General features: G+C 55.5%; 13 protein-coding genes. All 13 read right to left on the bottom strand.

Features of this window, described 5'->3' with window-relative positions; translation table 11 throughout:
* Positions 1 to 7: 7 nt before the first annotated feature.
* The 13 genes from aroF to cysD all read right to left on the bottom strand — a co-directional run bounded on the left by aroF (position 8) and on the right by cysD (position 14,015).
* Entirely contained in the window at positions 8 to 1,021 is a 1,014-nt protein-coding gene (gene aroF, locus COMA1_RS06900; protein WP_090745677.1) for a 3-deoxy-7-phosphoheptulonate synthase, read from the bottom strand.
* Between the two features lie 22 nt (positions 1,022 to 1,043).
* Positions 1,044 to 2,129, bottom strand: a complete 1,086-nt coding sequence (gene hisC / locus COMA1_RS06895) for a histidinol-phosphate transaminase (protein WP_090745674.1) — start codon at positions 2,127 to 2,129, stop codon at positions 1,044 to 1,046.
* 2 nt (positions 2,130 to 2,131) lie between these two features.
* Complete coding sequence (gene pheA / locus COMA1_RS06890) at positions 2,132 to 3,208, bottom strand: prephenate dehydratase (RefSeq protein ID WP_090745671.1); 1,077 nt, start codon at positions 3,206 to 3,208, stop codon at positions 2,132 to 2,134.
* A 163-nt stretch (positions 3,209 to 3,371) separates the two neighbouring features.
* Positions 3,372 to 4,376: a Holliday junction branch migration DNA helicase RuvB gene (gene ruvB / locus COMA1_RS06885; protein ID WP_090745668.1), complete on the bottom strand. Its 1,005-nt coding sequence runs from the start codon at positions 4,374 to 4,376 to the stop codon at positions 3,372 to 3,374.
* A gap of 16 nt (positions 4,377 to 4,392) precedes the next feature.
* Positions 4,393 to 4,869, bottom strand: a complete 477-nt coding sequence (locus COMA1_RS06880) for a hypothetical protein (protein ID WP_090745665.1) — start codon at positions 4,867 to 4,869, stop codon at positions 4,393 to 4,395.
* 2 nt (positions 4,870 to 4,871) lie between these two features.
* A complete protein-coding gene (gene ruvA, locus COMA1_RS06875; RefSeq protein WP_090745662.1) occupies positions 4,872 to 5,480 on the bottom strand; it encodes a Holliday junction branch migration protein RuvA in 609 nt (202 codons plus the stop codon).
* A 48-nt stretch (positions 5,481 to 5,528) separates the two neighbouring features.
* The gene (locus tag COMA1_RS06870) at positions 5,529 to 6,287 is read right to left on the bottom strand and encodes a YebC/PmpR family DNA-binding transcriptional regulator (protein WP_090745659.1); all 759 of its coding nucleotides are present in this window, start codon (positions 6,285 to 6,287) and stop codon (positions 5,529 to 5,531) included.
* 217 nt (positions 6,288 to 6,504) lie between these two features.
* Positions 6,505 to 7,260 carry a hypothetical protein gene (locus COMA1_RS06865; protein ID WP_090745656.1) on the bottom strand — a complete coding sequence of 252 codons (756 nt, stop codon included), beginning with the start codon at positions 7,258 to 7,260 and terminating at the stop codon, positions 6,505 to 6,507.
* Positions 7,261 to 7,356: 96 nt separating this feature from the next.
* Entirely contained in the window at positions 7,357 to 7,935 is a 579-nt protein-coding gene (locus COMA1_RS06860; RefSeq protein WP_176697898.1) for a PCP reductase family protein, read from the bottom strand.
* A 442-nt stretch (positions 7,936 to 8,377) separates the two neighbouring features.
* A complete protein-coding gene (locus COMA1_RS06855) occupies positions 8,378 to 10,369 on the bottom strand; it encodes a hypothetical protein (RefSeq protein ID WP_090745651.1) in 1,992 nt (663 codons plus the stop codon).
* Positions 10,370 to 10,374: 5 nt separating this feature from the next.
* Positions 10,375 to 10,941, bottom strand: coding sequence for an OmpA family protein (locus COMA1_RS06850; protein ID WP_176697897.1), 567 nt, complete (start codon positions 10,939 to 10,941; stop codon positions 10,375 to 10,377).
* Between the two features lie 405 nt (positions 10,942 to 11,346).
* Entirely contained in the window at positions 11,347 to 13,218 is a 1,872-nt protein-coding gene (locus COMA1_RS06845; protein WP_090745646.1) for a GTP-binding protein, read from the bottom strand.
* Positions 13,218 to 14,015: a sulfate adenylyltransferase subunit CysD gene (gene cysD / locus COMA1_RS06840; RefSeq protein ID WP_090745643.1), complete on the bottom strand. Its 798-nt coding sequence runs from the start codon at positions 14,013 to 14,015 to the stop codon at positions 13,218 to 13,220. The genes COMA1_RS06845 and cysD overlap by 1 nt, the downstream gene beginning before the upstream one ends.
* Between the last annotated feature and the right edge of the window lie 15 nt (positions 14,016 to 14,030).

The raw sequence follows: 14,030 nt of genomic DNA, 5'->3' as shown, positions 1-14,030 counted from the left end.
CGAAACGTTACAACTCTCTTCCCACGGCCTTCGCGATATTCTTCAGATCCCCCATCAACGTCTTAAATTTTGACGGTTTGATTGATTCTTCCCCGTCACAAAGGGCGCATTCCGGGTTTGAATGAACCTCGATGAGCAGCCCATCCGCCCCGGCTGCAACCGCCGCTTTGGACATCGGCGCCACGAGATCCCATTTCCCCGTGGCATGGCTGGGATCCACGATGACTGGGAGATGAGACAGTTCTTTCAATGTGGGAATGGCCGCCAGATCCAAGGTATTCCGGTACTGCGTTTCGAACGTGCGAATACCGCGCTCGCACAACATCACGTTCTGATTTCCGCGCGACATGATGTATTCAGCCGACAGGAGAAATTCTTTGATCGTGGCCGATAACCCCCGCTTCAGGAGCACAGGCTTGTCATAGGCGCCGACTTCCTTCAGTAGTTCAAAATTCTGCATGTTCCGAGCGCCGATCTGGATGATATCCGCCTTTTCTAAAAACAGTTCGATATCGCGCGTATCCAGGATTTCACTGACCACCGGTAAACCCGTTTGCTTTCTCGCCTCGACGAGGTAGTCCAGGCCTTCCCGCCCCAGCCCTTGAAACGAATAGGGCGACGTCCGTGGTTTATAGGCCCCGCCACGCAAAATAGTGGCACCTGACGCTTTGACTTCATGGGCAATCCCGACCGTCAGTTCGAGTCGCTCCACTGCACAAGGACCGGCCATAATCGCGAGTTTTTTGGCGCCGATCTTGACACCCCCGACATCAATGATCGTCGGCTCTTTCTTAAACTCGCGACTGACAAGCTTCCAAGGGGCCAAAATTGGCAGGACGCTTTCGACGCCTGGAAGGGCCGTCAACGGCTGATTGTGCAGAATACGATCGTCACCGATGACCCCGATGATGGTGCGCTCCTGGCCCGTTGAAATTTGTGATTTGAGGCCAAGATCACGCAGTCGATCGATAATATGGTCGACCTCGCTCTCCGATGCCTCCGGTTTCAATACGATGATCATAGTTCCCTCTTAGGACTCCTATCTATCTACCGCCACCCAAGACCTTGCCGAGCGCCTGAAGGAAGGCGGTATTTTCGTCGGGTTGGCCGATGGTGACACGCAGCATGGTACCTTCGATATGCCGCACGATAATGCCTTCTCGCAGGAGCGCGTCAAACACCCCGCGTCCATCCTGTTTGGCGTCAAAGTAGAGAAAATTGGTTTCCGTCGGAATCGGTAGGAGTCCGAGTGCCCGCAGCCCCTGCCCTACCTGTTCGATCCCGGCGGCATTGATCGCCCGACTCTTCGCCACATGCTCGTCATCACTCAAGGCAGCCAGCGCGGCTTTCTGAGCGAGACTATTGGCATTGAATGGCGGCCGAACCCGATTCAAGTAATCGATGATTTCCGGCGTGCTGATCCCATACCCGATTCGCAGTCCGGCCAGCCCATAAATCTTCGAGAAGGTTCTCAGGACAATCGCGTTTCGCCCCTGTTTCACATAGGCCAGCGCATCTGGAAACTGCGGATGCCGGACATACTCATAATAGGCTTCGTCGAATACCACAATCACATCGTCCGGCACTCGTGCCATCAATTGCTCGACTGCATCCGACGGCACCATCGTACCGGTAGGATTGTTGGGATTACAGAGAAACAGCAGTCGCGTTCGCGGCGTAATAGCTTGGACCATTGACTCAAGGTCGTGCGTCCAGTTGACCAGAGGGACGATCAGCGGCCTCCCGTGGACGGCTGTGACCTCCATCTTGTAGATCACGAATGTGTGGTCCGCCATCACGGCTTCATCGCCAGGCGCCAAAAACGTTCTGGCAAGCAGACCGATGATCTCATCTGACCCGTTCCCGAGGATGACATGCTCTTGAGTTACTTTCCATCGATCGGCAAGCGCCCGGCGCAGTTGGTACGCCCCCCCGTCTGGATAGCGATGCAGCGTATCCTGCACGCCGTTGAGAGCCGCCACGGCTTTCGGGGAAGGTCCTAGCGGATTCTCGTTGGAGGCAAGCTTGATCACGCGACTCAGCCCGAGCTCCCGTTGAAGCTCATCAATCGGCTTCCCGGGTACGTATGGACTGAGCGATCGAATATCCGGATGGACCTGGAGTGGCATAATTAATTATGAGCCGGGTAGGAGCCCAAGATCTTCATGAAGAGACAGCGGCCCTTCACTTCTTCTACGGCCTTACCGACTCGGTCGTCATTGATATGGCCTTCGACATCTACAAAGAAAATATACTCCCAGGCTTTGCGCTGAGAGGGACGTGACTCGATCTTCGTCATACTAATGCCATAGGAGGCGAAGGGACGAAGCAGGTCGTAGAGAGCTCCGACTTTATCCTTCACCGACAGCATCAACGACGTCTTATCTTTCCCCGTCTGTTCAGATGGCTTTTGAGACAGCACCAGGAAACGGGTGAAGTTATTCAGGTTGTCTTCGATCCTGGCCTTGATCACTTTTAAGCCGTACAGCTGACTAGCTAACTCCGACGCGATGGCGGCAGATGCCGGATCATCAACGCACATTTCGGCGGCGCGGGCCGTGCTCGCCACCTCCACCGTAGGAACATGGGGGAGATTGGTTTCAAGCCAGTTCCGACATTGGGCTAGAGCATGCGGATGTGATTGAATTTTCTTCACATCTCCCATAAGACCTGATTTTGACAACAGGTGATGGGAGACCTCTTGAAGAACCTCGCCATAGATTCGCAAATTGGAATCGATAAACATGTCGAGGGTATGATTGACCACCCCTTCCGTCGTGTTCTCGATCGGCACAACCCCAAAATTGGCTCGGCCTCGTTCTACTTCGCTGAAGACCTCTTTAATACTCTGGACCGGAACATACTGGACGGACGACCCGAATTTTTGCATGCAGGCCATATGGGTAAAGGTGGCCCTTGGTCCTAGATACGCGACCTTTTGGGGAGCCTCAAGCGACAGCGACGCTGACATGATTTCCCGATAGACAGCCCGAATGGCGTCGCTTGGGAAAGGACCGGTATTGAGCTTGGTGAGCCGTTGGATAATCTCGGCCTCTCGGCCTGCGGTATGGAGGTTGGCATCCGCATCCTTCTCTTTTTTCAACCGCCCGATTTCGATGACGCTCTTTGAACGTTCATTCAGAAGCCGAATGATTTCATCATCGATCCTATCGATTTCCTTACGATATTCTGGCATGTCCTTGGGCATACGGCGTCTCGTTTCAAACACCCGTTCTCAGGAGGGCTTCCTCATCCCTTTATAAGGACGCGGATCGTTGAGACAAGTGGGGAATTCTACAGGATCGGTGGAAACTATTGCAAGAACAGCTGGCGCCTGCGGAAAGCACCCGAGCGGATAGAACGTGCCCGGCTTACATCAGCAAATGAGACGGTCGCTTGAAATGGTCGTACGCTGACTTCGTCACCTGACGGCCACGCCCTGTACGGTCCAAGAAACCTGCCTGAATGAGATAGGGTTCGTACACATCCTCGATCGTACCCTTATCCTCTTGAACAGCAGCCGCTAAGGACTCCACCCCAACCGGCCCACCGTTGAACTTCTCGATGATGGTGAGAAGAACTTTGCGGTCCATGTCGTCGAACCCGGCCTCGTCAATCCCAAGCCACGCTAAGCCCTCTTGCGCGACCTCTTTGGTGATGCGGCCATCAGCCTTAATTTGGGCATAGTCCCTGATGCGTTTGATAAGCCGATTAACAATGCGTGGCGTTCCTCGTGCCCGATGCGAAATTTCCGCCGCACCAGGACGATCAATCCCGACCCCCAAGACACCTGCCGATCTCACCACGATGGTCTCCAGCTCGGATGGCTCGTAGAACTCCAGCCGATAGACCAGGCCAAAGCGATCACGGAGGGGGGAGGTGAGGGAACCAGCCCTCGTCGTGGCTCCCACCAGCGTAAACGGCGGAAGGTCGAGTTTCACGGTCCTGGTGGCTGGGCCTTGTCCGACAACCAGGTCCAGCTGGAAGTCCTCCATCGCCGGATAGAGCGCCTCCTCCACGGAAGCAGGGAGTCGATGAATTTCATCGATGAACAACACATCATGTTCTTGAAGATTGGTGAGAACTGCGGCAAGGTCGCCGGCATGAGCAAGCACCAACCCTGAGGTTGAACGCAACGCCGCTCCCATTTCCCGTGCAATGATATGCGCAATGGTCGTCTTCCCAAGTCCAGGCGGACCATAAAAGATAGCGTGGTCCAGCGATTCTCCTCGCTGCCTCGCCGCTTCGATGCAAATCCGAAGCGATTCCTTCATTTTTGCCTGGCCGACATACTCGTCGAGCGTCTGGGGCCGCAGGACATGTTCCAGACCTCGCTCCTCATCCGTCGCACGATTAGTCACAAGCCGTTCGGTCATAACCTGACACTCGCATCTACTTGGTCTGATACTTCGGGGGAGGTGGCAAGGCCCCCTGCCCCGCCTGTGCGGCGTTCCCACAATCAGGAGGACAGGATTTGTACCCTTGCGTGGAATCGGGGAAATTGCTTTCCATTTTCTTCAACTGACATTGTGTCAGCCTCCCCCCGTCACTATTCCCACAGCGCGCAGGAACCGAGGAACTGCCGATCTCGGCATACCCCTCGGGACAAACGCCACAGACTCCCAGCATGTTCGTCCCAAGTGGCACACATTGTACAAGCACCCCATCGTGGTCTTTGCAAATGTCTTGGGATTCGGTTAGGCCTGTCGTCGCATAGCCGTCAGGACATTTCCCGCAGGTCATCCGAATGCTTTTGGGCTCCGAGGATTCCTCCGCAAGGCTCACGGATGGAGAGAGGGGAACAAACGATGCCCCCATCATCGCACAGTACAGAATGAGCCTGGCAGTCCTCGAATACGATGGCATCATGGTTACCCCCTTGCTAATTCCTTGAGCCCTTCTCGAATCAGCTCCTTCAGCGCCAAAGAGCCGGAGGTGCCCTTTGTCACCCGCCTGAGGGCTTCTTTGGCATCTTGAGCGCGGTAGCCCAAGTGTACCAGAGCGGACAATGCATCCTCGAAGAGATCATCAAATTCCGCAGGCTCTGCTGCGGGAGAACGGGGGTGGATACCTTGGATCTTACCGACCTTATCTTTAAGCTCAAGCGCGAGACGCCCGGCTGACTTCTTGCCGATGCCCGGAACAGTCTCTAGCTTCTCGGTATCCGCAGTCTGAATGGCATGAACCAAGTCCGTAACAGATAAACTCGACAGCACGCTGAGGGCCAATTTAGGGCCGACTCCGGAGACGCTGGTCAACAGCAAAAACGCCTCCTTCTCGCTTTGCGAGAGAAAGCCGAACAACTGGATCGCATCCTCCCGCAGCTGTGTATGAATATGCAGCGCCGTACTGTCGTCGAGATTCGGAAGCGAGTAATAGGTGCTGAGGGGGATATGAACTTCGTACCCGACGCCCTGCACATCAAGCGTCAGATGAGTAGGAGTTTTGACAGCTAACCGCCCCGTGAGAAAGGCGATCATCTCGTTTGGTTATCCGATGACAAATGCCAAGTCAGAGTCACTGGAGCATCAGCCCGCCGCAGTCGCAGCGACCTTCTCCATGACCTCATCCGGAATATCGAAGTTCGCATGAACCTTTTGCACATCGTCGTGCTCATCGAGAATTTCCATCAACTTCAGCATCTGCTCGGCCGCCTTTTCTTCGAGCCTGATGGTATTCTGAGGAACATACGTAACTTCAGCTAGTGTCGTCTCAATCTTTGCATCGGCCAGCGCTTTTTTGACGGCTTCAAATTCGTGTGGCCCGGTGATGATCTCGATCGATTTCTCGCCGGTTTTCACGTCTTCCGCTCCGGCATCGAGGGTCAAGGAGAGCAAGGTATCCTCATCGACCTTTCCTGGTTCGATCGCCAGGAGCCCCTTCTTGTGAAACTGCCACGCGACGGCACCTGCCTCAGCCATGTTGCCATGATTCTTGGTCAAGAGGCTCCGGATCTCCGCCACGGTCCGATTCCGATTGTCGCTCGTAATTTCCAAGAGCAGCGCGGTTCCTCCTGGTCCATAACCTTCCAACGAAAACTCTTCATAGGTCACGCCGGGCAGCTCCCCGGTGCCTCGCTGAATCGCCTTCTTCAAAGTATCGCCCGGCATGTTGGCTTCCTTCGCCTTGGCAATGGCCAGGCGAAGCCGAGGGTTCCCATCCGGATCCCCACCCGAACGGGCAGCGATCGTCACCTCGCGAATAATTCTGGTAAAGATCTTTCCACGCTTGGCGTCCTGAGCCCCTTTGTGGCGCTTAATCGTCGCCCAATGACTATGTCCACCCATGTGTGTCCTCCTCTATCCAGCCATACTCTCTCGGCCGGTTAGAGATCTGTGATAGAGCACGAATGACCTGTGATCGGTTAGAGGTAGCACAGGCCTCAGAAAGGTGTCAAATCGCACTGGCCTCTGAAGCAAGATGGTGGGGCACCATTCGGAGTACTCCCGCAGCAACAGGATCGACGGGATTGAGCACTACGACCTACGCCCGCGCGGCTTCAGGCTACTCAAAATACACAAGCAGTTGGAGACCTATGACGACCACACAGATCGCCCACGCCATTTCCCAGCGTTTCGTCGTCTTCCCCGAAGCGCTGGATGCCCATGCCATCATGGCACTTGAAACGGCGGCACCAATCCCGATAGTGCCGAGAAAGGCATGGTGCAACTCGATGATGTGATTCGCCGGGTGATTCCCATGCGAGTGGATAAAGAGCAGGATGGCTCCAAAAAATCCGAGGATAAGCATGGGGACGGCCCACCCGGGATGCCGGGCCCAACTAATTCGACGTAGCGCCTCAGTTACGGCCGCGGCACTCGAAAAGACTCCGTAGAATTTGTGCTGAAGAATTTCAGGATCCTGGCCGGAGAAGGTCTGTGCAAATGTGAGTGACCCGATCGGCCAGGCCTCATGGTCACTCCAAATTAAGAGATACCCCCCAAGAACTCCGAGTGCGACGGGCAGGACCAAACGAGTCCAGACCGGCACCTGATACTGCAACGCATGCCCCAACTCCGCCAGGCCAAACAACAGAACGAACAATCCGGCGAAGCGATGGTTGAACTCAGAATAAGCGACCCCTTGAGTTGACCCTTCCCACGTATCCCCATTCTGTTCACGATGCGACCCATGGTTCTGGTGGGTTGGAGGAGAAATCGCAGAGTATTCCAGAGATGATTGGGCAGAACTAGTGCCGCCCAAGGAGGAGAGCGAAACCGTCAGCAGCAGTAGGGACAGCAGAGAAGCCCGCCACTTCATGCCATCGCACCATTGACCGAACGCCCGTACAATAGGGGAAAGGCCCATCCAGACGGCTGGATGGGCCTTTCCCTTCACGAAAGAACGAGACTATTCTTACATGAATTTCATGAACTTATCTTTGGCTTCCTCCATCACCTGGGCCGTGATGGTGGATTCCCCACGTTCCTTGGCCATCCGCTCCACCTCTTTGCGGGCCATAGGACGAATGAAGTCAGGAATATTTTCCAACCGCTGCTCGGCTTCGCGTGACCAGGTCATACCCTCAGGGGAATAATTCTTCGAGTCATCCATCACTTGTAGCGTGATGGTCTTGAAGCCGCTCTTGCGGGCATAGCCCTCCACACTCGCTTGCACCATCGGCTTCACAAAGGCTGGAAGCCGATCAAGCTTCTCTTGGGCATCTGGAGTCCACGTGAACTCAGAAGGCCCGCCGTTGGCTGGCTTACCGGAGTTGGTCAGGCCCATTTCCGCCACCATCGCGGAGAATGGACAGCCGCTCGCCTTCTCTGGAGCCTTAGCAGGCGACGCCGCGGTTGCCGCGACGGCTGGTGCAGCAGGACTCGGCTTTGTCGCGGCAGCAGATTGACCGTTTTCGGCTACGGCCCTCAACCCTGCCATCGATGCCGCCGGCTCCGCCTTGGCCCCTAGCTTGAGGCCCAACGAATTCATCATGTTCGTTTCACCGGCATTCGTCACCATTGAGAATTTCGCGCTGCAAGAAGGGCAGGCAAAGAAAACGCCAAGGGAACCCTCCTCCGGCTTCTCCACCTTCTCGAGGCTCATATATGTTTCACAGTTCAAGCAGACAAATTTCATAAAGACTCCTGTTGCATTCTCTCTGTGAGATTTTCAGTAATCTACGCTATCACAGGGATTTTGGGGGAGTCAAACCGAAGGAGGATGAGGAAGCAATGTTCAAGCTACTGAATTGCCTTGGGAATTGCAACTCGCGACTTGAAATTGCGCTGAAGTTTTAACTCTGTGTACCGTTGATTGAATCTCAGTCGGTCAAGCACGCATGCGTTCTTTAGAATCGAGCCTACGTCGAGATTGAAAATGTTGACGTAGATGCGCGTCATACCTCGGGAGGAATCAAGAGAGGAAACGGGCCAACCTAGTGTGTCTCCGGCGTGGTACTTGGGGGCTGATCGTCGCCAAGCCACTGTTTGTACTTCTTGTAGTGCTCGACCTTTGCGCTACGCACCCAGTTTTCCCGTTGGATCCGACCTTCAAAGTTCGGTAAGAGAAACTCGAATTTTTCGATGTCTGTCTGCTTCCATGTCGCCACCTGGCTGAACCAGAAGACGCCCCGTTTGTGGAGAAACCGTTCTAACCCTGGCCCCACTCCGTAGATTCGCTTCAGGTCATCGGACGACTCTCCTACCGCTTGGCCCCCATCCACCTGCGCACCTGCATGGTCGCGATCTAATGCGTGCTCATTGACCTGAGCGGTTGGCACCACCCCATTCTGTTCCATAGGAGTCTCGATCCCCATCATCTCTATACTCTGATTCTCAGCCTGGGGAGATGCGGCTTGGGGCTCAGCCATCTGCCTAGGAAGGTCGAGGCTCTCTCTCGGCGGCTCACCGTCGCCGAGCCATTCCTGATACTTCTTGTAGTGCTCGACCTGTGCACTGCGCATCCAGTGTTCCCGTTGGATCCGCCCCCCAAAGTTGGGCAAGAGGAATTCGAATTTGTCGATATCTGCTGGGCTCCAGGTCGCCACCTGCCGGAACCAGAAGACGCCCCGTTTATGGAGGAAGCGCTCTAACGCCGGCCCAATCCCTCGGATGTGTTTCAGATCATCAGGCGACGCTTTATCTGCTTCTCCCTCAGCCACCGACTCAGCGGCACCGGCCTGGTCCAAGGCGCCCGCTGGTTCGCTGATCGCTTCATCCACCACAGCTCTATTCTTTAGGGCAATCTCCTCGGTGGAAGTCTCAGCAACTTTGACCTCATTCTGTAAAGATACAGCGTGGATCTCGGTCATCTGCCCTGGAAGGTCGAGGCTCTCTCTCGGCGGCTCACCGTCGCCGAGCCATTCCTGATACTTCTTGTAGTGCTCGACCTGTGCGCTGCGCACCCAGTGTTCCCGTTGGATCCTCCCCCCAAAGTTGGGCAGGAGGAATTCGAATTTGTCGATATCTGCTGGGCTCCAGGTCGCCACCTGCCGGAACCAGAAGACGCCCCGTTTGTTGAGGAACCGTTCTAACGCCGGCCCAATCCCCCGGATGTGTTTCAGATCATCAGGCGACACTTCATCTGCTTCGCGCTCAGCCCTCTGCTCACTGACACTGGCTTGGTTGCATTCCACTGCCCGTTCACTCACCTGCGCGGGCGGTGTCTCCATATGTTGTTCTACGGGAGTCTCCAGAGGCTTCTTGGCAACCTTCTCACCGACCTGCAACAACAGGTCCCGAAGCTCCGCCATCTGCGAACGAAGATCGGCGATGACGGCCACTTCGCCTTCGAGCGCCTTGATCCGGGCCAGGTGCTCCGGATTATCGGCCGGCACCACCACCCGCTCTTCGATACTCTTCACTCCTGCCTGCGAAGAAGCGGTTTGTGCCTGCGCGATCTGTGCCAGGAATCCAGCAATGACGACTATTTCTTCTTCCACCGCCTTGATCCGGGCCAGGTGCTCCGGATTGTCGACCGGCACCACCACCCGCCCTTCGACGCTCCTCCCCCCAACCTGCGACGCAACGGTTTGGAACTGCGCAATCTGAGGGAGCAGCCCGGCAATCATGGCAACCTCGCCTTCCAACGCCTTGATCCGGACGAGATACTCCTGGTTATCAACCGGGCGATCCACGATCTTCTCCACGGTCTTTTCAATCGGCACCTCTACTCGCTTCTCAATAATCTTCTCGACTGGCACCTCAACATGCTTCACCACTACGCGATCGACTGGTACCTCCACCCGCTTCTCGACTGTTCGTACCTCCGGGGGTTGATTGGTCAGCATCGTGACCTTACTCTTGAGGCGTTCCACCTCACGCCGCTTCTCATCCATCACTGACCCCAGCACCATGCCCTTGACCCCCCACCCAAGGCATCCCGCTCCCACCAACGTCCAGAACCAGCATGCCCAGCTACCAGACATGACGACTATTCTCCCGTCGTTCCGATGGACAATTCGATTCTTCGGTTTTGCCTGCGCCCCTCATCGGTAGCACTCGCAGCAATTGATCGCGACGCGTCGTACTCTTTGGGGATCAGCCGTTCGGCTGCGATTCCCTGTGAGACCAAGTACTCGACGACGGCGTTGACACGCTGTTCCGAGAGCATCTGATTCGCACCCTCCGGTCTGCCGTTGTCCATCTGACTGTTGACTTCCACAGTCACCGTTGGGTCTTCGCGCAACTTCGCGGCCACTCCATTCAAGACGACTTTCCCGTCCGACAGAAGGGTCGCGCTGTTGATGCGGAATGGAATCGTCTTACCGATCAGCAGATCGTCTATCTTCTTTTGGGGGACTGCCGGCGCAGAGACCGCCGGTATTGTAGGTGGCGACGGTTGTCGCTCAATAGCTTTGGGGGCCTGTGAAGGATGCTCAGCCGGATGCTCAAGTGCAACCGGAGGAGGTGACGTCACCACCCCTTTCCCACAGAAAAAGAACGTCATACCAAGGATGAATACCCCAAGAATTACCAGAAACGGATCTTTGCCCTGCATGACCATCAATTTGGCCTAAGGAGAATAAATGAGTATGTCACAACAGAATAGTGGTATATAGCAAGGCCGTCAAGAGGCCTGCCCTGCGCTATCGGCTGAAGGGCGTGAAACTCACATCTTGGGTGTGTCCCACCGACTGTGGATTGGTGTGACGTCTTGTTTCACAGGGCCTGATGCGGAGGCCGACAATTTTACTGCGTTGCCGTAGGCAATAAACGCCTGACGCCAGTCCCTCCAGGCAATTCAATTCTTCAACAAGACTCGCCATGGCCGGCCTAAATCTGCAGCAGGCCCGCACGTCCAACGTCTGTACTCGGCTTCGTCTCTTCTGTGTCTTGTTTACGTGGGAGGCAATGACATAACGAATCGATGGTCAGCGTATCGAGTCCGTCGGCTAGCGTTGGGCTAGATCGAATATTGAAAGACCGGTTTGGCACCAATAGCCTGAGCCAAGACACCCCGGCGTTTCAATTCGTCCAAAATCTTCGCGGTGGCGGCGTCGAAATCCGTTGGGCTGGCAAAAGCCACATCCGTATTGGGCGGCGGCTCCTCTGCGGTCTTGCTCATGTGCACGGCGATCACCGGCGCGGGATGGACAAGAGTCCTAATGGCTTCCGAGGCTTCACGATAGGCCAGGCCGAACGGATTGGTTGTCGAGACGACAATGAGGCCGGTGTCCATGAGAAGCCGTGCAACTTCGCCGTAACGCCGAGCCATCTCTGTCGTCTGCCCACGCTCTTCTTCGCTGAGATCCGCATCAAGCCCGCGACGAAGATTTTCGCCGTCCAACAGATAGGCGTGGCGTCCATCAGCCACGAGACGCCCTTCGAGTTTTCTAGCCAAGAACGATTTACCGGTGTGCCGCCCACCGGTAATTAGGACGATCGCCGCCCGATGGCCGTACTGTTGGGCACGATCCTCAACCGTGACTTCGCCCTTCACCCAGGCAAAGTCACGCCGACGGGCCTCTTCGCGAAGAAATTCCTGATCGTCATGGACCAGTTCGGTCACGATGCCGCCGCCGGAGATATCGTATTCATCGACGAGGACGAAGCGCCCGGTAGCTTCGAAGGAAGCGGAGAGGTCGAATGCGACCGGAATCTTCGTACGCAAGGTCAGCTCAGCCACCTGATTCTTATTGACTGTGTGACTACCCTGTTGCTGGGCGAGATCCATCGTATCGATAATGCGGTGGATCGAGACCACTTCGCAGTCCACTTCTTTCGTGGCCACCCGCAACAGATACTTTCTCCCTTTCTCCAACGGCCGCTTCCCCAACCAAAACAAGTTGGCGCGAAAGGCCGTGGAAACAGACGGAAGGCTCTCTTGATGCGAGGCGATTTCGCCTCGCTCCACGAAGATCTGTTCATCCAGCGTCACACCGATCGATTGTCCTGCTTGGCCTTCGGTCGGTTGCGGCTCGATATTGAACGCTTCCACCGTCCGGACGTTCGCCCGCTTGTTTGAAGGCGAGAAGACTACGTGATCGCCCACTTTGACTCGACCAGCGGTGATGCGACCGGTGATGATCCTGCGCGCATCGAACTTATAGACATCTTGTACCGGCAACCGGAGGGGCTGCTCCGAACGAGCGGCTTCCTTCTTGAAGGCACCGAGTGTGTCCAGGACGGTAGGGCCGCTGTACCATAACATCTGCTTGCTGCGATTGGCGATATTGTCGCCGAGTTTGGCGCTCACTGGGATGAACTGTGCCGGCACGGCTTTGAACTGTCCCAAAAATTCCCGATACTCTTTTTCGATCCCCTCAAACACGTCCTGCCGATAGCCGACCAGATCCATCTTGTTGACGACCACGGCAAACTGCCGGACACCCAGCAGCGACAAGAGATACCCGTGCTTCTTTGACTGCTCCTTGACCCCTTCCAACGCATCGATCAACAGCAAGGCTGCCTCAGCACGGGCCGCCCCGGAAATCATGTTCTTCAGAAACTCTTTGTGCCCTGGGGCATCGATGATGATGTACTGCCGGCCCTTCCACATGAAAAACGTTCGGGCCGTATCGATCGTTATCCCCTGCTCTTGCTCCTCCAGAAAAGCATCAAAGAGAAAGGCATACTCAAATTCCTTGCCCTGCTGCTTGCAGATAGCCTGCACCTTTTCCAGTTTGCCATCCGGCAATGAATTGGTATCGGCATACAACCGTCCCAGTAACGTCGACTTGCCATGATCCACATGGCCGACGATAACGATGTTCAAATTTTCCTCTGGCTTCGAGACTGCTCGCGCAGCCGCAGCCGTAATGGTCGTATTCCCCATTACATGTACCCGTCCTTCCTCAGCAATTCCATTCCGCGGCCTTCGTCCTGCGCTCGTCCCGAGCGTTCAGCTACGGTCGTATGCCGCAGTTCCTCGATAATGTCGTCCACGGTCTTGGCTGTGGATTTGATCGGTGTCGTACAGGGGGCGCAGCCGAGGCTGCGATAGCGCATTCCATCACCTTTGTCGAGATACAGATCGATGAAGGGAATGTTTTCGAGCTTGATGTATTCCCAGATGTTGATTTCCGTCCAATCCAGCAACGGGTGAATGCGAATGTGCGTGCCAGGCGGGAAGGTGGTCTTGTATTGGTCCCAGAGCTCCGGTGGCTGATCCCGAAAATCCCAGTCTCCATGCTTATCTCGTGGCGAGAAATAGCGCTCCTTAGCCCTTGTTCCTTCCTCATCGGCGCGGACTCCAAGGATGACCCCGGTGTATCCCTTGTTTTCCAGCAGTTGTTTGAGACCGTTCGTCTTTAACGCCGTGCAACAGACCACACGACCCATTGTGTGGTTCATACCCGCCGCCAACGCTTCTTTATTTTGACCGACAACCAAATCCAATCCCCACTCCCGCGCGAGACGGTCGCGATATTCGATCATCGCCGGAATCTTGTAGCTGGTATCGACATGAAGCAGTGGAAACGGTACGTGCCCGAAGAAGGCCTTTCGAGCGAGCCACAGGAGCACCGTGGAATCCTTGCCCATCGACCAGAGCATGGCGAGATTGTTGAAATGCTTGTAGGCTTCTCGCAGAATGTAGACGCTTTGATCTTCCAACTGACGCAGATGTTTCATGACCTCTGTTCTTTC

It is taken from the genome of Candidatus Nitrospira nitrosa (genome assembly GCF_001458735.1).
GTDB classification, from domain to species: Bacteria; Nitrospirota; Nitrospiria; order Nitrospirales; family Nitrospiraceae; genus Nitrospira_D; species Nitrospira_D nitrosa.
Note: the sequence above shows the minus strand (reverse complement) of the source record. Positions and strands in the feature narration are given on the sequence as shown.

Coding starts and splice junctions, on each gene's coding strand:
- aroF (WP_090745677.1), bottom strand. CDS start 1,021: ATGATCATCGTATTGAAACCGGAGGCATCGGAGAGCGAGGTCGACCAT.
- hisC (WP_090745674.1), bottom strand. CDS start 2,129: ATGCCACTCCAGGTCCATCCGGATATTCGATCGCTCAGTCCATACGTA.
- pheA (WP_090745671.1), bottom strand. CDS start 3,208: ATGCCCAAGGACATGCCAGAATATCGTAAGGAAATCGATAGGATCGAT.
- ruvB (WP_090745668.1), bottom strand. CDS start 4,376: ATGACCGAACGGCTTGTGACTAATCGTGCGACGGATGAGGAGCGAGGT.
- COMA1_RS06880 (WP_090745665.1), bottom strand. CDS start 4,869: ATGATGCCATCGTATTCGAGGACTGCCAGGCTCATTCTGTACTGTGCG.
- ruvA (WP_090745662.1), bottom strand. CDS start 5,480: ATGATCGCCTTTCTCACGGGGCGGTTAGCTGTCAAAACTCCTACTCAT.
- COMA1_RS06870 (WP_090745659.1), bottom strand. CDS start 6,287: ATGGGTGGACATAGTCATTGGGCGACGATTAAGCGCCACAAAGGGGCT.
- COMA1_RS06865 (WP_090745656.1), bottom strand. CDS start 7,260: ATGAAGTGGCGGGCTTCTCTGCTGTCCCTACTGCTGCTGACGGTTTCG.
- COMA1_RS06860 (WP_176697898.1), bottom strand. CDS start 7,935: ATGATGAATTCGTTGGGCCTCAAGCTAGGGGCCAAGGCGGAGCCGGCG.
- COMA1_RS06855 (WP_090745651.1), bottom strand. CDS start 10,369: ATGTCTGGTAGCTGGGCATGCTGGTTCTGGACGTTGGTGGGAGCGGGA.
- COMA1_RS06850 (WP_176697897.1), bottom strand. CDS start 10,941: ATGCAGGGCAAAGATCCGTTTCTGGTAATTCTTGGGGTATTCATCCTT.
- COMA1_RS06845 (WP_090745646.1), bottom strand. CDS start 13,218: ATGGGGAATACGACCATTACGGCTGCGGCTGCGCGAGCAGTCTCGAAG.
- cysD (WP_090745643.1), bottom strand. CDS start 14,015: ATGAAACATCTGCGTCAGTTGGAAGATCAAAGCGTCTACATTCTGCGA.